The organism is Cereibacter sediminicola (assembly GCF_007668225.1).
Lineage (GTDB): Bacteria > Pseudomonadota > Alphaproteobacteria > Rhodobacterales > Rhodobacteraceae > Cereibacter_A > Cereibacter_A azotoformans.
Window position 1 is genome coordinate 26,903 of sequence record NZ_VDEK01000003.1, and the last position, 15,572, is coordinate 42,474.

Genomic DNA, 15,572 nt, shown 5'->3' on the forward strand with positions numbered 1-15,572 from the left:
AAACTGCCGTGACCCATCCCTCAGCAAGGAGCCGCCCATGATCGACGCAGGCCAGCCCGCCCCCGATTTCAACCTGCCGCGCGAGGGCGGCAGCACCGTCTCTCTCTCGGCCCTGAAGCCGGGCAAGGCGGTCGTCTATTTCTACCCCAAGGATGACACGTCCGGCTGCACGCTCGAGGCGCAGGAGTTCACGGCCCTGGCCGCCCAGTTCGCCGAGATCGGCACGACCGTGATCGGCATCTCGAAGGACAGCGTCAAGTCGCACGACCGGTTCTGCGCCAAGCACGGGCTGGGAATCATCCTAGCCTCGGACGAGGGCGCCTCCACCGCCGAGGACTACGGCGTGTGGAAGGAGAAGAACATGTACGGCAAGACCTACATGGGAATCGAGCGTTCGACCTTCCTGATCGACGGCGAGGGCCGGGTCGCCCGCGTCTGGCGCAAGGTCTCGGCCCGCGGCCATGCGGCCGAGGTGCTGGCCGCCGCACGCGAACTCTGACCTTCCGGCCCGCGCGGGAAGGCCGGCAGGCTCCCTCGGGGACGCAGAGGGTGGAGGCCTGCCCTCTGCGCGGGCTTCCGCCGATCTTTTTCCGCAAACGACGGAACTTTCCCGCTATCGGCGAGTTTTCGCCCATTCAGGCAAGGTTCCGCCTTCAGCATCCCCCGATTGGTCAAATCGGTTGCACCCCTGCCACCCGCTGGCTAGTCAGTCTGCGGGGACAGGAAGCCGGCCCCAGAGCCGGCCATGGTTCGTCACCGCGAAACAACAAACGGGACTGACCGGTGCTGACGCGACTTCATTATCGGATCAATTCGAGCCTTGAGCGTATCCTGCCGGAAAAGCGGCTCTTCCTTAAATCCGATAGCGATACGCGCTTCATCCGTCTGCGACCCGTGACCCAGCTCGCCGCGCTGGCGGGCGGCACCCTCCTCGTAAGCTGGACGATTCTCGCCACCTCCATCGTGCTGATGGATTCGGTCGCCGCCGGAAACACCCGCGACCAGACCCAGCGCCGGCAGGCGCTCTATGAATCCCGCCTCAATGCGCTGTCCGCCGACCGCGACCACCGCGCCGAAGAGGCCGTGCGCGCGCAGGAGCGGTTCAACCTCGCCCTGGCCGAGGTCTCGAAGATGCAGACCGCGCTCCTCGCCACCGAGGATCGGCGCAAGGAACTCGAGACCGGGATCGAGGTGCTGCAGGACACGCTGATCCGCACCATCGACGAGCGCGACGAGGCCCGCGCCCAGTCCGAGCGCATGACCCTCGCGCTGGCAGAGCAGACCGGCTCGGCGCGCACCGACGGCTCGCGGATGGCCGATGCGGAAGCCACGCTCGAGCAGGTCTCCTCGGCGCTCGCCGCCCTCGCCCGCCAGCGCGACGACATGGCCACGGCCGTGCTGCTCGCCAAGGAAGAGACCGAAGAGGTCCTTCAGCAGAAGGCGGAACTGCAGGCGCGCAACGACCTGATCTTCGCCCGCCTCGAAGAGGCGGTGACCGTCTCGATGGAGCCGCTGGACAAGATGTTCCGCGCCGCGGGCCTCTCGACCGAGTCGCTTCTGAACCAGGTCCGCCGCGGCTACTCGGGTCAAGGCGGACCGCTGTCGAAGCTGACCGTCTCGACGATGGGCGGCGACCTCACGCCCGAGGAGCGGCGGGCCAACGAGATCCTGAACGGCCTCGACCGCATGAACCTCTACCGGCTGGCCGCCACCAAGGCGCCCTTCGCAATGCCGGTCAAGACCGCCTTCCGCTACACCTCGGGCTTTGGCGGGCGCGACGACCCGTTCGGCCGCGGCAAGCGCCGCCACGAGGGGATCGACATGGCCGGCGCCAGCGGCAGCCCGATCTACGCCACCGCCGACGGCGTCGTGACCGAGGCCGGCTGGGCCAACGGCTACGGCCGGGTGATCAAGATCCGCCACGACTTCGGCATCCAGACCGTCTATGGCCACCTGTCCCAAATCCGGGTCGACAAGGGACAAAGGGTATCGCGCGGGGACCGGATCGGTGATATGGGCTCTACAGGCCGGTCCACCGGCACCCATCTCCACTATGAGGTCCGCGTGGACGGGACTCCCGTCAACCCGATGACCTTCATCAAGGCGGCGAAAGATGTTTTCTAAGAGCAGAATCAACGAGCCCGGTCCCAAGCAGGGCGAGGCCGACAGGCCGAAGAATCAGGAAGCTCCCGTGCAGAAATCCTCGACCGACTTCGCGCCCGGTGCGCCCAAGCCCAAGCCCTCCGCCTCGGTCCTGTCCTCGGACCTGACGGTGGTCGGAAACCTCCGCACCACCGGCGACATCCAGGTGGAAGGCACGGTGGAGGGTGACATCCGCGCCCACCTGCTGACGGTCGGCGAAAGCGCCACCATCCGCGGCGAGATCATGGCCGATGACATCGTGGTGAACGGCCGCGTGATCGGCCGCGTGCGCGGCCTGAAGGTGCGCCTCACCTCGACCGCCCGCGTCGAGGGAGACATCATTCACAAGACCATCGCCATCGAATCCGGCGCCCATTTCGAGGGCTCGGTGCAGCGCCAGGAAGATCCGCTCCAGAGCGGCAAGCCCGGCGCTCCGGCGGCCCCGGCTGCGGCCCCGGCCCCGCAGGCCGCGAAACCCGCCGACCACTGATCCGTCTTCGCCGTCGGACCGACAGGATCAAGGGCTCCCACGCGGCGCCCTTTTGCATGTTTTCAATCAGTTGCGGCGTGTCCCTGTGATTGCGAATGAAGGGTCCGGCCGCGAACAGGGCGGCCGGCCACCTGTCAGTCGAGCGCAAGCCGGTAGAGATGCCAGGTGGCATGGCCCAGCACCGGCAACGCCACCAGAAGCCCCAGGAACCCCGGCAGCATGGCGAAGAACAGGATGCCGCCGATGGTGACGCCCCAGGACAGCATCAGCACCGGATTGGCCTGCACCACCTGAACGCTCGTGATCATGGCCGTCACGAAGTCCATCTCCCGGTCGAGCAGCAGGGGCAGACTGACCACCGTGATCGAGAACAGGATGCTGGCAAAGACCGCCCCGATCAGCATCTCGACCGCCAGCAGGGTCAGCCCGTTCGCGGTCATGAAACTGTCGAGCGAACTCGAGATGTTAACGATGGGCTGCGTCCCCATGAACAGCGCGAAGACCATGTGCGACAGGAAGTTCCAGAACAGGAAAAAGATCACCACGACGGCCGCCATCGAGGGGATCTGGCGATCCTTCTGGGCCACCACCACCCCGAGCACCTGCCCCCACCTGAGCGGCAGGCCAAGCTCCAGCCGGCGGCTCACCTCATAGAGACCGCAGGCGATGAACGGGCCGAGGATCGGAAAGCCCGCGGCCGCAGGCAGGATCCACCAGAAGTTGCCGCTCGTCGTGAGGGCCAAGAGGATGATCCAGCCGCAGATCACATAGACGGCCGAGAAGAACAGGCCGAAGGCCGGGGCGCGGCGAAAGTCCCGTATCCCGGCAAAGAGCGCAGTCCGCAGATCATCGGGGGTGAGCAAACGCACCTCCGGGACCGCCGAAGCGGGTTCCAAGTAGCTTTCCGACATTCCGAGGCTCCTCCATCTCGTGGGGAGAAGCGTAAGCTCAGGTGCCGTTCAGCGCCAAGATGATTCTGCACCTCAGCTTTTCGTAGGACATCGTGAGACAGCGCCCGTGGCCGACGGGGCGTTCGCGCCTCAGTCCTCGGCGTTGGCCTCGGCGCGGCTCTTGCCGGCCACGTCCTGCGCCAGCGTCGCCTGCATGAAGCGGTCGAGGTCGCCGTCGAGCACGCCCTGCGTGTCCGAGGTTTCGACCCCGGTGCGCAGGTCCTTCACCATCTGGTAGGGCTGCAGCACGTAGGAGCGGATCTGGTTGCCCCAGCCCGCCTCGCCCTTGGCCTCGTGCTGGGCGTTGATCGCGGCGTTCCGCTTGTCCAGCTCCATCTGGTAGAGCCGCGCCTTCAGCGCGTTCATCGCGGCCTCGCGGTTCTGGTGCTGCGACTTCATCGACGAGGTCACGACAATGTTCGTCGGCAGGTGGGTGATCCGCACCGCCGAGTCGGTGGTGTTGACGTGCTGCCCGCCCGCGCCCGACGAGCGATAGGTGTCGATGCGGATCTCGTTGGCCGGGATCTCGATCTCGATATTGTCGTCCACCACCGGATAGACCCAGACAGACGAGAAGGAGGTGTGCCGCCGCGCCGCCGAGTCATAGGGCGAGATCCGCACCAGCCGGTGCACCCCGCTCTCCGACTTCAGCCAGCCATAGGCGTTCGGCCCCGAAATCTTGTAGGCGGCCGACTTGATCCCCGCCTCTTCGCCCGCCGATTCCGACTGAAGCTCGACCTTGTAGCCCTTGCGCTCGGCCCAGCGGACATACATCCGCGCCAGCATCGAGGCCCAGTCGCAGCTTTCGGTGCCACCCGCGCCTGCGTTGATCTCGAGGAACGTGTCGTTGCCGTCGGCCTCGCCATCGAGCAGCGCCTCAAGCTCCTTGGCGCGCGCGGTCTGGACCAGGGTGCGAATCGCCGCCTCGGCCTCGGTCACGATCTCGGTGTCGCCCTCGGCCTCGCCCATCTCGATCAGCTCGACATTGTCGCGCAGGCCGCTATCGATCAGCCGATAGGTCGAAAGCTGGTCCATCAGCTGCTGCCGCTCGCGCATCAGCTTCTGCGCCCGGGCCGGGTCGTTCCAGAGGTTGCCGTCCTCGATCATCGCATCGAACTCTTCCAGACGATGCGGCGCGGTCTCGAGATCCATGCGCTGCCCCAGAAGCTCGAGCGAGCGCTTGATGGCCTCGACATGGTTCTGGGTCTCGGTGCGCATGGGCGGATGTCCTCGGATCGGTTCAGGCGGGGGTGATAGCGCGAAGGCGCGGACCGGGCAAGGCCGGGCCGCGCCTGCGATGTGGGGCTGGTTCAGTAAAGGCCGCCCGAGCTGAGCGTGCCGAAATCGGCCTTCTTGGGGATGACCTTCCGCTCGCCCGTGGCGGTCGTGACGGTCGAGCCCTGCTCGGTTTCATCCTCGCCATAGGCGAAGAGCGGCAGGTTCGATCCCATGGCAAAGCCGCCATCGACCATCGCGCCCATGCCGAAGACCGGATCCTCGCCCTGGCGGAAATACTCGGCCACCACGTTCTCGCCGGTCGCATCGTCGGGCAGCCGGGCGCCGGTGAAACGGTCGATCTTGATGAAGTAGCCGCCCGGCGGCACGCGGAACTCGGAGCCGCCGTATTTCTGCACCGCCTTGGTCATGAAGCTCTGGAACACCGGGCCGCAGAAGCCACCGCCCGAGGCCGAGCCCATCGACCGCGGCTGGTCGTAGCCGATGTAGCAACCCGCCACGATGTTCGAGGTGTAGCCGATGAACCAGACATCCTTGGCGTCGTTGGTGGTGCCCGTCTTGCCCGCCACCGGCACGGGCAGGTTGATCCCCCGCCCCGTGCCGCGCTTGACCACGCCCTCCATCATCGAGGTGAGCTGATAGGCGGTGATCGCATCCATCACCCGCTCGCGCTTCGAGGTGATGCGCGGTGCCCGGCCATCGGGCAGCAGCGGCTGGGCGCAATCCTCGCAGATCCGCTGGTCATGGCGATAGATCGTGCGCCCGAAGCGGTCCTGCACCCGGTCCACGAGGGTGGGCTGCACCCGCTCGCCGCCATTGCCGAACATGGCGTAGGCCGCCACCATCTTGAACAGCGTCGTCTCTTCCGCGCCAAGAGCGTTGGCGAGGAACTGCCCCATCCGGTCATAGACCCCGAACCGCTCGGCATAGGAGGCCACGGTGCCCATGCCGATTTCCTGCGCGATGCGGACGGTCATCAGGTTCCGCGACTGCTCCACCCCCGTGCGCAGCGGCGTCGGCCCGTAGTATTTTCCCGAGGCGTTCTTGGGCGTCCAGAGGCCCTGCGCCGTCTGCACCTCGATCGGGGCGTCAATGACGATGGTGGCCGGGGTGAAGCCCGAATCCAGCGCCGCCGCATAGACGAAGGGCTTGAAGCTCGACCCCGGCTGGCGCGTGGCCTGCGTGGCGCGGTTGAAGACGGAATACTGGTAGCTGAAGCCGCCCTGCATCGCGAGCACCCGGCCCGAGTTCACATCCATCGCCATGAAGGCGCCCTGAACCTCGGGCACCTGCCGCAGCGACCAGCGGCGCAGGCTGCCGTCCTCGGCCTTGAGCCCGCGCACCAGCACGACCTCCCCGACCGCAACCAGATCGCCCGCCACCTGCGCCTTGCGGCCAAGCCGGCCATCCGCCTGCCGCTTGCGCGCCCATGTCACGTCCTCGGCGGGGATGTAATGGCCGTCCTCGTCCTCCTCGACGCCCTCGATGCCGATCCGGGCCGCGCTGCCCCCCACCTCGAGCACCACCGCCGGATGCCAGCCCGGCACGTCGCGCGGCACCGGCGCCTCGGCCAGCGCCGCGCGCCAGTCGGCCTCCGAGCCGAGCCGTTCAACCGGGATCACCTGCCGGGTGCCGCGCCAGATCCCGAGGCTGCGGTCATACTTCTCAAGGCCCTCGCGCAGCGCCGCCGCCGCCTGCTCCTGAAGCTCGCGGTCGATGGTGGCGCGGATCGTCAGGCCGCCGCCAAAGAACTCCTGCTCGCCGAACTCGGACGACAGCTGCCGGCGGATCTCGTCGGTGAAATAGTCGCGCGGCGGCAGCGCCTCGCGGAAGGCGGGATAATCGCCGTTCTGCACCGACCGCAGCGGCTCGTTCAGCGACGAGGTCAGCGTCGCCTCGTCGATGTAGCCGTTCTCGAACATCTCGCGCAGCACGTAGTTGCGCCGCTGGGTCAGCCGCTCCTTGGCGCGCACCGGATGATACTGGCTGGGCGCCTGCGGCATCGAGGCCAGCGTCGCGGCCTCGGCCGGGGTCAGTTGCGAGAGCGTCTTGTTGAAGTAGGTCTGGGCCGCCGCCGCCACCCCGTAGCTGTTCTGGCCGAGGAAGATCTCGTTCAGATAGAGTTCGAGGATCTTGTCCTTGGGCAGCGTCTCCTCAATGCGGGTCGCAAGGATGATCTCCTTGATCTTGCGCTCGCCCGTCCGGTCGCCCGACAGCAGGAAGTTCTTCATCACCTGCTGGGTGATGGTCGAGGCGCCGCGCACGTTCTGCCCGCGCGAGCGCACCGCCTCGAAGGCGGCGACGGCGATTCCGCGGGCGTCATAGCCGTGGTGGCTGTAGAAGTTCTTGTCCTCGGCCGAGATGAAGGCGTTCTTGACCAGATCCGGGATCTCCTCGATCGGCGCGAAGATCCGCCGCTCCTGCGCGAATTCGTCGATGATCCGCCCCTCGCCCGAATAGATCCGGCTGATCGTGGGAGGGGTGTATTGCGCAAGGCTCTCGTGGCTCGGCAGGTCGCGGGAATACATCCAGAACACCGCGCCAAGGGTCAGCGCCAGCGCAAGCAGGCCCAGCGTGATCGCGGTGAAGATGGCCCCGAAGACCGAGCCTACGAACCTGAACAATGGCGGTGCCCCCTCTGGTTGGCGCCCTTATACACGCCGGCGGCGGGAAGGGCAAAACCTGCCCTCGGCCCCCGCTTCGCGTTTTCGCGATCAGCGCCGAAGCATCTCCTTCAGCGCCGCATCCTCGCGCGCCCAGGCTTTCAGCCCCTCCACCAGCGCCCCGATCATCCGGGCCCTCCAGGCGGGATCGCGCAGCCGTGCAAGATCGGCGTCGCTCGACATGAAGCCGGTCTCGACCAGGATCGAGGGCATGTCCGGCGACTTCAGCACCGAAAAGCTGGCGGCCTGCCGGGGATGGCGGTGCATCGCCAGACCGCGGTCCCTGATGGCCGCCTCGAGCGCCAGCGCCAGCCGCTCGTTGCGCGGCCCGGTCTCGGTCCGGGCCAGATCCATCAGCACGCCCGCCACCAGATCATCGTGGCCGGTCAGGTCGATCCCCGCCAGCAGATCGTCGCGGTCGTGCCGCTCGGCCAGCGCCGCAGCCGCCGCGTCCGAAGCCTCCTCGGCCAGCGTGTAGAGCGTGGCCCCCACCGCCTCGCCCTCCGCAATCGCATCGGCATGAAGCGAGACGAACACCTGCCCGCCCGCCGCCCGTGCCCGCGTGATGCGCGCCTCGAGCGGCACGAACACATCCTCCTCCCGCGTCATCGCCACGCGGAACGTGCCGTCGCGCAGCAGCGCCTCCTTCAGTTCGCGCGCCAGCGTCAGCATCAGGCTCGCCTCGCTGATGGCCCCGCGCTCGGCGCCGGGATCGATCCCACCGTGCCCGGGATCGAGCACGACCGTCAGCGGGCCGGACCCCTGCGCCCTCCGGGGCAGGTCCGCCGCCGGCGGCAACGCCCAGCCCGGCGGCTCGGCCGCGCCCGCCCGCGCGGCGAACTCCGCCGCATCCGCCTTGCGCAGCGTGACCGCGATGCGCGCGCCCTCCTTCGTGCGCATTCCGGCCGTCTCCACCACCATCGGCCCGGCCAGCTCCATCACCAGCCGCGACCAGCCGGGCCGGAACGCGCCGGCGCGCACCTCCCTGACCCGGTCCGTGGTCTTCGGCAGCGCCTCGACAGGGCCGAACTCCACCTCACGGAAATCCATCACCAGCCGCGGCGGCCCGTCCATCACCCGCACGCGCCACGGCACCGGCTGGCTCAACCGCAGCTCGACCGAGACGCCGCTCCAGCCACTTCCGGCGATCCGCGACGCGCCGGCATCGAGCCGGGCGAGCCCCGTCAGCTCCTGCGCCAGAGCCGTTGGCCCGACCACCGTCGCCAGCACCACCACGAGCAGCGCCAGCCGGCCGCGCACCAGTCTCAGGATCTCCATCCGCGTCCTTTCACGCTCGTCCAAATATCCCCGCCGGAGGCTCCGACGGTCAGCGCCGGCGCGCCGCCATGAAGGCCTCGAGCCGCCGCAACCCCTCGACGATGTCCTCCGTCGCCCGCGCGTAGGAGAAGCGCAGCGTCCTCGCCCCGCGCACCGGGTCGAAGTCGAGGCCCGGCGTCACCGCCACCCCCGCCTCGCGCAGGATCTCGGCCGCGAAGGCCAGGCTGTCGTCCGTCAGGTCCGACACGTCGGCATAGACATAGAAAGCCCCATCCGGCGGGGCAAAGCGGGTGAAGCCGGCCTTCGGCAGCCCTTCCAGCATCAGGCGGCGGTTCTCGGCATAGACGATGCGGTTGGCCTCAAGCTCCTCCAGGCAGTCCAGCGCCGCCAGCGCCGCGATCTGGCTCGCATGGGGCGGACAGATGAACATGTTCTGCGCCAGCCGCTCGATCGGGCGCACATGCGCCTCGGGCACCACCAGCCAGCCCAGCCGCCAGCCGGTCATCGAGAAATATTTCGAGAAGGAATTGACCACATAGACATCGTCCGTGATCTCGAGCGCCGAGACCGCGCGCGTGCCATAGTCCAGCCCGTGGTAGATCTCGTCCGAGATGAAGGCGATGGCGCGCTCCGCGCAATGGCCCGTCAGCGCCGCCAGCGCCTCCTTCGAGAGCATCGTCCCCGACGGATTGCCCGGCGAGGCCACGATCAGGCCCGCAAGATCGGCCACCCCTGCCAGATCCTCGGGCACGGGTTGCAGGCGGTTCTCGTCCCGCGTGGGGATGCCCACCGGCTCCAGCGACAGCGCGCGCAGGATCTGGCGGTAGCTCGGATAGCCGGGCTCGCCCAGAGCCACCCGGTCGCCCGCCTCGAAGAGGGCGGTGAAGGCCAGAAGGAAGGCCGAGGATGAACCGGCCGTCACCACCACGCGGTTGGCGTCCAGTTCCACCCCGTACCAGCGGCGGTAGAGGTCCGCGATCCCCTTGCGCAGTTCGGGCAGGCCAAGCGCCACGGTGTAGCCGAGCGGCCCCGCCTCCATCGCCCGCGCCAGCGCCGCCCGCGCGCCCGCCGGCGCGGGCGTTCCGGGCTGGCCCACCTCCATGTGGATGATCGACCGGCCCGCGGCCTCCAGCGTCCGGGCCTGTTCCATCACATCCATCACGATGAAGGGATCGACCGCTCCCCGCCTTGAAACCCGCATCTTCCGCCTCTTAGACTTTTCCTGCCGTTCCTGAGACACCGGGGCGCGAAGGTCAATGGCAGGCCGCCGCCGCCCTCGCGCTTATCCGGTTGCCAAGGCGGCCGGATCGGTGTTCCTGTCCTGATCCGCAACCCGCCCCCGCGACCCGCGCCAACCGGAGCCCATGATGAGACTGATCCCCCTTGGTGCCGCTGCCCTGACGGCCGCCCTCGCCCTTGCCCCTGCCGCACAGGCCGAGATGAGCGCCGCCGAGCGCGAGGCCTTCCGCGCCGAGGTCCGGGCCTATCTGCTCGAGAATCCCGAAGTGCTGATGGAGGCCTTCGCCGCCCTCGAACAGCGCCAGCAGCTTGACCAGATCAACGCCGACCTCGCCCGCCTCGAGGAACATTCGGACGAGATCTACCGCGACCCCGCCAGCTGGGCCGGCGGCAACCTCGAGGGCGACGTGACGGTGGTGGAGTTCATCGACTACCGCTGCGGCTATTGCCGCAAGGCCAATGCCGAGGTCGAAGAGCTGGTGACGTCCGACGGCAACATCCGCTTCGTGCTGAAGGAATATCCGATCCTGGGCGAGGAATCGGTGGTGGCCTCGCGGTTCGCCATCGCGGTGCTGCAGATCGCCGGCGACGAGGCCTACAAGCAGGCGCACGATCGGCTGATCGCCTTCCGGGGCGACATGACGAAGGAGGCGCTCGGCCGCCTCGCCGACGACATGAAGCTCGACCGCGCCGCCATCCTCGAGCGGATGGATCACGCCGAAGTGACGGCCGTGATCGCGGCCAACCACCGGCTCGCCGAGACGCTCGAGATTTCGGGAACCCCGACCTTCGTCATCGACCGCACGATGGTGCGCGGCTATGTGCCGCTCGACGGGATGCGCCAGATCGTCGAGGGCCAGCGCAAGGGCTGAGCCCCCGCCCCGATGAGGAAAGGCGCCCGAGCGGGCGCCTTTTTCATGCCGGTCATTCGCGAAGCGTGAATGCCTCGGCTATTCGGCGGCCTCGGCCGCCGCGCTCTTCTCGGCCTCGATCTCGGCGGCCCGGCGCTCGACCATGCCCACGATCTCGTCGATCATCCGCTCGTTGCCGAGCTTGTGGCTCTGCTTGCCGGCCAGATACACCATGCCCGAGCCGTTGCCGCCGCCGGTGAAGCCGATGTCGGTCATCAGCGCCTCGCCCGGACCATTGACCACGCAGCCGATGATCGAGAGGCTCATCGAGGTGGTCACATGCGCCAGACGATCCTCGAGTTCGGACACCGTCTTGATCACGTCGAACCCCTGCCGCGCGCAGGAGGGGCAGGAGATGATCGTCACGCCGCGGTGGCGCAGGCCCAGCGACTTGAGGATCTCGTAGCCGACCTTGACCTCCTCGACCGGATCGGCCGAGAGCGAGACGCGCAGCGTGTCGCCGATCCCCGACCAGAGGAGGTTGCCAAGGCCCACCGCCGACTTCACCGTTCCCGCCGTCAGCCCGCCCGCCTCGGTGATCCCGAGGTGGATCGGCGCGTCTGTCGCATCGGCCAGCGCCTGATAGGCCGCGGCGGCGAGGAACACGTCCGAGGCCTTCACCGAGATCTTGTACTCGTGGAAATCGTTGTCCTCGAGGATCTTGATGTGGTCCAGACCCGACTCGACCATCGCCTCGGGGCAAGGCTCGCCGTATTTGTCGAGCAGATGCTTTTCGAGCGAGCCCGCGTTCACCCCGATCCGCATCGAGCAGCCGTGGTCGCGGGCGGCCCTGATGACCTCGCGCACCCGGCTGGCGTCGCCGATGTTGCCGGGGTTGATCCTGAGACAGGCGGCCCCCGCCTCAGCGGCCTCGATGGCGCGCTTGTAGTGGAAATGGATGTCGGCCACGATCGGGACCGGGCTCGCCGCCACGATCTCCTTGAGCGCGCGGGTCGAGGCCTCGTCGGGCACCGAGACGCGGACGATGTCGGCCCCGGCTTCGGCGGCGCGCAGCACCTGCGCGATGGTCGCCGGCGCGTCGGCCGTGATCGTGTTCGTCATGGTCTGCACCGAGATCGGCGCATCGCCGCCCACCGGAACGTTCCCCACCATGATCTGCCGCGACTTGCGGCGGTGGATGTTGCGCCAGGGGCGGACATGATTCAGCGACATGGGTGGAAACCTCGGGTGATGGTCGCCGACAACTTAAACCCGGCGAGGCAGCGGCACAACCGGCTGCGCTTAAATGCCCTGCCCCATCCTGCGGCAAGGCAGGGCGCGCGGGTCCGGTCGTCAGCGGGTCTCGTTCTGGGCGACGGTGGCGTAACGGGCCAGATCCGCGTCCCCGGTCAGGTCGGCCATGGCATATTTGTCCACCAGCGCCTCGGCCGACAGCGCCACATTCTTGACGACCTGCGCCCCCGGAGCCGACGGACCGTAGGTCTTGCCGTTCACGGCAAAGTAGAGAGAGCCCGAGTTTCCGGCCCGCAGGACCGGCGGCTGCTCCATCTGCGGCACGACGAACCGCTCGCCCGCATCGAGGATCTTCTCGAACAGGACGGTGCCATCCGCGGCCTGCACCCGCACCCAGGAGGGCCGCACGGCCAGAAGCTCCACCGTGGGCGGGGCCGCCTCGGCAACCTGCACCTCTTCCTCGACCGGAGTGGCCGCAACCGGCTCGGGCGCGACCTCGAGCGAGGCCCGTTGCACATTGTCGCTCATCCGCGGATTGATCGCGGCGATCGGACCATCCCGCGACACCAGCACGGGCACGTCGAGCGCCTGCGCCTGCGGGCGATAGAGCCGGCCCATCAGGTCGGGCTGCACCGGATCGGCCGAGGCGAGATCCGTGACAGGCTCACTCCGCACCAGCGGCGCGACCGTGCTCACGCTGCCCAGCGGATCGATCTCGGCCACGACCTGCGGCGCCTGATCGACGGGGGCCACCTGCACGCGCTGCACCTGTTGCAGCACGGACCAGCCGCCGTAGCCGATGCCACCGATCAGCGCGAGCAGCACGAAGACCGAGCCCACGGCGCCCGGCTCGATACGCGCCAGAAAGCTCTCGTCCCGCGGCACGAAGAGCGCGTTCGGATCGGCCAGCGGATCGCGCGCCTCCCCACCCACGCGGGTCCGCGACTGCGCATCCCGCCGCGCACCGGACACCGAGATCGCCATCCCGTGCATGGTGGTGAAATTGGCTTCCTTGCAGAAGCGCGCGAAGGACTCGTCCGGGTCCATCCCGAGGTAGCGCGCATAGGAGCGCACATAGCCCGCCACGAACCCCTGCGTCTCGAAAGCCGAGACGTCGGCGTTCTCGATGGCGGCGATATAGGTCGCCTTGATCTTGAGTTCGCGCTGAACATCGAGCAGGCTCTTGCCGAGCGTGGCGCGTTCACCGCGCATGATATCGCCCAGCCGCAATTCGAAGTCGTCAAAACCCTTCGGCTTGTCGACTTCGGCCGTCGAAGGTTGATTCCTCCGCCAGATCATGCGTTTGCCCGTCCCTGCCCCGTTTCACCCCGGCCGGTTCCTCGCCGACTCAAGGGTATCCTGTACCGACAGAAGTAGCACAGGGCAGAGACCTTTGCATCCGCAGAAGCGGTCAGGCAACCACCTCGGCGCGATTCAGCGCACAGTGCTGCCAGAGCACATCCATGGCCTTCACAAGGTGATCGATCATCCCCGAATCATGCACCGGCGAGGGAGTGAAGCGCAGACGCTCGGTCCCGCGGGGCACGGTCGGGAAGTTGATCGGCTGGACGTAGATGCCGAAATGTTCGAGCAGCATGTCCGAGATCATCTTGCAGTGCACCGGGTCGCCGACATGGACCGGCACGATGTGCGAGCCGTGGTCGATGATCGGCAGGCCGAGACCCTTCAGCCGCATCTTCAGGATCTTCGCCTGGGTCTGGTGCTTCTCGCGCAGCTCGACGTCGCCCTTGAGGTGACGCACCGAGGCCGCGGCGCCGGCGGCCACCACCGGCGGCAGCGACGTCGAGAAGATGAAGCCCGGCGCGTAAGAGCGCACGGCGTCACACATTTTCGCCGAAGCCGCGATATAGCCGCCGAACACGCCATAGGCCTTGCCCAGCGTGCCGTTGATGATGTCGATCCGGTCCATCAGCCCGTCGCGCTCGGCCACGCCGCCACCACGGGGGCCGTACATGCCGACGGCGTGCACCTCGTCGATGTATTTCAGCGCGCCGAACTCGTCGGCGATGTCGCAGATTTCCTTGATGTAGCCGAAGTCGCCGTCCATCGAATAGACCGACTCGAAGGCCACGAGGATCGGCCGGCCCTTGCCGATCGAGCTGAGGATGCGGCGCAGGTCGTCGAGGTCATTGTGCTTGAAGATGTGCTTCTCGGTGCCCGAGCGGCGGATGCCCTCGATCATCGAGGCGTGGTTCAGCTTGTCCGATACGATGACGAGGCCCGGGATCAGCTGCGGAAGCGTCGAGAGGGTCGCGTCGTTGGCGATGTAGGCCGACGAGAAGACCAGCGCGGCTTCCTTGCCGTGCAGGTCGGCCAGCTCGGCCTCGAGCCGCTTGTGATAGAGCGTCGTGCCCGAGATGTTGCGCGTGCCGCCCGAGCCTGCGCCCGTGTTCTCGAGCGCCTCGTGCATGGCGCCCAGCACGACCGGATGCTGGCCCATGCCGAGATAGTCGTTGCCGCACCAGACGGTGATTTCCTTCTCGCTCCCGTCGGGCTTGCGCCACATGGCTTTCGGGAAGGCACCCTTGCGCCGCTCGATGTCGATGAAGGTCCGGTACCGGCCCTCGGTGTGGAGCCGGTTCAGAGCGGTATCGAGTGCCTGGTTGTAGTCCATCTTCGTCTCCCTGACGCCCGGGCTGCCGGGCAAGCTGGGTGTGATAATGAAAATTCGGCGCGCCGCGGCCTTGATGAGGATCAAATCCTAAGTCTGGAACCGGCCAATTTGAAACCCGTTCATTGGTCCCTGCGTCAATCGGCCACCACGATCGCGCAGTCCCGCGCGCCCCCGGTGCTGGCGCAGGCCCGAAGCGCCTCCTGCTGCGCGGCCCCACCCTGCCCGAGACCCCAGCGGCCGGTGGCGGGCGAGATCGCCAGGGCGCGGGGGCCGCGCGTCCCGTAGTCGGCCCCAAACCCGCGTGTTGCGTCAGAGGATAGGCTGAGGGCGCGGCCCTTCCAGCCCGCGGGCCGGATGTATGCCGCAATCTCGCAGGACCGGCGCCCCGTGCGCTTTTCCTCGCAGGCGGCCAGCGCCGCCTTGGCCGCTGCCTCGGTCGAATGGTGGTTGGCGGCGGCGATGGTCGCCTCGGAGGCGAGTCCCTCCTCGGGCGACAGGGCGACGGCGCCGTAGTAGGGCTGTTCGCTCACCACCATCCGCAGCAGCTTTTTGTCATTGGCGGACAGGAAGTCCGCGGGCAGGATCTCGACCTCGGCCTTCAGGGGCGCAAAGAGCATCCGCTCCGCCTGCCGGCCCGTCACCGGCTCGGCCAGGGCGGCCCCGGCCGCCGCAAGGCTGAGGGCTGCCATGATCGCCAGACGCATCCTCGACTCCGCCACCTCATCGTTGCCCGCCCTCTTAGCGCAACCCGGCCCCGCTGCACAGGGCCTCCGCAGCTTGTGATCGGCGGGCCTTCCTCGAAATTGACTTCTCCGACAGTGCGGCAGCATACAC

The 15,572-nt window shown here is 67.8% G+C and carries 13 protein-coding genes; 4 read left to right on the top strand and 9 right to left on the bottom strand.

Going from position 1 to position 15,572, the window contains the following annotated elements; translation table 11 throughout:
• The first annotated feature begins 37 nt into the window (after positions 1–37).
• From FG154_RS02705 to FG154_RS02715, 3 genes are all read left to right on the top strand, one after another.
• Positions 38–499, top strand: coding sequence for a peroxiredoxin (locus tag FG154_RS02705; RefSeq protein ID WP_145104127.1), 462 nt, complete (start codon positions 38–40; stop codon positions 497–499).
• Positions 500–783: 284 nt separating this feature from the next.
• On the top strand, positions 784–2,124 hold the full coding sequence (locus FG154_RS02710; protein WP_145104129.1) for a M23 family metallopeptidase: 1,341 nt from the start codon (positions 784–786) through the stop codon (positions 2,122–2,124).
• Positions 2,114–2,632 carry a bactofilin family protein gene (locus tag FG154_RS02715; protein WP_145104131.1) on the top strand — a complete coding sequence of 173 codons (519 nt, stop codon included), beginning with the start codon at positions 2,114–2,116 and terminating at the stop codon, positions 2,630–2,632. Before FG154_RS02710 ends, FG154_RS02715 begins: the two co-directional genes overlap by 11 nt.
• Before the next feature lie 134 nt (positions 2,633–2,766).
• On the opposite strand, the gene FG154_RS02720 is transcribed toward FG154_RS02715, so the two are convergent.
• The 5 genes from FG154_RS02720 to FG154_RS02740 all read right to left on the bottom strand — a co-directional run bounded on the left by FG154_RS02720 (position 2,767) and on the right by FG154_RS02740 (position 9,960).
• Entirely contained in the window at positions 2,767–3,543 is a 777-nt protein-coding gene (locus FG154_RS02720) for a DUF2189 domain-containing protein (protein WP_145104133.1), read from the bottom strand.
• A 129-nt stretch (positions 3,544–3,672) separates the two neighbouring features.
• Positions 3,673–4,800, bottom strand: a complete 1,128-nt coding sequence (gene prfB, locus FG154_RS02725) for a peptide chain release factor 2 (RefSeq protein ID WP_145104135.1) — start codon at positions 4,798–4,800, stop codon at positions 3,673–3,675.
• A gap of 92 nt (positions 4,801–4,892) precedes the next feature.
• Positions 4,893–7,442 carry a penicillin-binding protein 1A gene (locus FG154_RS02730; protein ID WP_145104137.1) on the bottom strand — a complete coding sequence of 850 codons (2,550 nt, stop codon included), beginning with the start codon at positions 7,440–7,442 and terminating at the stop codon, positions 4,893–4,895.
• A 90-nt stretch (positions 7,443–7,532) separates the two neighbouring features.
• Entirely contained in the window at positions 7,533–8,759 is a 1,227-nt protein-coding gene (locus FG154_RS02735) for an N-acetylmuramoyl-L-alanine amidase (RefSeq protein WP_145104139.1), read from the bottom strand.
• Positions 8,760–8,808: 49 nt separating this feature from the next.
• Positions 8,809–9,960: a pyridoxal phosphate-dependent aminotransferase gene (locus tag FG154_RS02740; RefSeq protein WP_145104141.1), complete on the bottom strand. Its 1,152-nt coding sequence runs from the start codon at positions 9,958–9,960 to the stop codon at positions 8,809–8,811.
• 166 nt (positions 9,961–10,126) lie between these two features.
• Between FG154_RS02740 and FG154_RS02745 the strand changes: the two genes are divergently transcribed.
• Complete coding sequence (locus tag FG154_RS02745) at positions 10,127–10,870, top strand: DsbA family protein (RefSeq protein WP_145104143.1); 744 nt, start codon at positions 10,127–10,129, stop codon at positions 10,868–10,870.
• 78 nt (positions 10,871–10,948) lie between these two features.
• Here FG154_RS02745 and ispG read toward each other — a convergent pair whose 3' ends face one another.
• The 4 genes from ispG to FG154_RS02765 all read right to left on the bottom strand — a co-directional run bounded on the left by ispG (position 10,949) and on the right by FG154_RS02765 (position 15,442).
• Positions 10,949–12,082, bottom strand: coding sequence for a flavodoxin-dependent (E)-4-hydroxy-3-methylbut-2-enyl-diphosphate synthase (ispG, locus tag FG154_RS02750; RefSeq protein WP_145104145.1), 1,134 nt, complete (start codon positions 12,080–12,082; stop codon positions 10,949–10,951).
• A 120-nt stretch (positions 12,083–12,202) separates the two neighbouring features.
• Positions 12,203–13,402 (bottom strand): helix-turn-helix domain-containing protein, encoded by a 1,200-nt coding sequence (locus tag FG154_RS02755; RefSeq protein WP_145104147.1) that lies wholly within the window; start codon positions 13,400–13,402, stop codon positions 12,203–12,205.
• A 112-nt stretch (positions 13,403–13,514) separates the two neighbouring features.
• A complete protein-coding gene (hemA, locus tag FG154_RS02760) occupies positions 13,515–14,738 on the bottom strand; it encodes a 5-aminolevulinate synthase (RefSeq protein ID WP_145104149.1) in 1,224 nt (407 codons plus the stop codon).
• Between the two features lie 134 nt (positions 14,739–14,872).
• Positions 14,873–15,442 (bottom strand): DUF4189 domain-containing protein, encoded by a 570-nt coding sequence (locus FG154_RS02765; protein WP_145104150.1) that lies wholly within the window; start codon positions 15,440–15,442, stop codon positions 14,873–14,875.
• Positions 15,443–15,572 lie beyond the last annotated feature (130 nt).

What these genes read in the sequence shown, in the direction of transcription:
- FG154_RS02705 (WP_145104127.1), top strand. Translation starts at nt 38, where the DNA reads ATGATCGACGCAGGCCAGCCCGCCCCCGATTTCAACCTGCCGCGCGAG.
- FG154_RS02715 (WP_145104131.1), top strand. Translation starts at nt 2,114, where the DNA reads ATGTTTTCTAAGAGCAGAATCAACGAGCCCGGTCCCAAGCAGGGCGAG.
- FG154_RS02720 (WP_145104133.1), bottom strand. Translation starts at nt 3,543, where the DNA reads ATGTCGGAAAGCTACTTGGAACCCGCTTCGGCGGTCCCGGAGGTGCGT.
- prfB (WP_145104135.1), bottom strand. Translation starts at nt 4,800, where the DNA reads ATGCGCACCGAGACCCAGAACCATGTCGAGGCCATCAAGCGCTCGCTC.
- FG154_RS02735 (WP_145104139.1), bottom strand. Translation starts at nt 8,759, where the DNA reads ATGGAGATCCTGAGACTGGTGCGCGGCCGGCTGGCGCTGCTCGTGGTG.
- FG154_RS02740 (WP_145104141.1), bottom strand. Translation starts at nt 9,960, where the DNA reads ATGCGGGTTTCAAGGCGGGGAGCGGTCGATCCCTTCATCGTGATGGAT.
- FG154_RS02745 (WP_145104143.1), top strand. Translation starts at nt 10,127, where the DNA reads ATGAGACTGATCCCCCTTGGTGCCGCTGCCCTGACGGCCGCCCTCGCC.
- ispG (WP_145104145.1), bottom strand. Translation starts at nt 12,082, where the DNA reads ATGTCGCTGAATCATGTCCGCCCCTGGCGCAACATCCACCGCCGCAAG.
- FG154_RS02755 (WP_145104147.1), bottom strand. Translation starts at nt 13,402, where the DNA reads ATGATCTGGCGGAGGAATCAACCTTCGACGGCCGAAGTCGACAAGCCG.
- hemA (WP_145104149.1), bottom strand. Translation starts at nt 14,738, where the DNA reads ATGGACTACAACCAGGCACTCGATACCGCTCTGAACCGGCTCCACACC.
- FG154_RS02765 (WP_145104150.1), bottom strand. Translation starts at nt 15,442, where the DNA reads ATGCGTCTGGCGATCATGGCAGCCCTCAGCCTTGCGGCGGCCGGGGCC.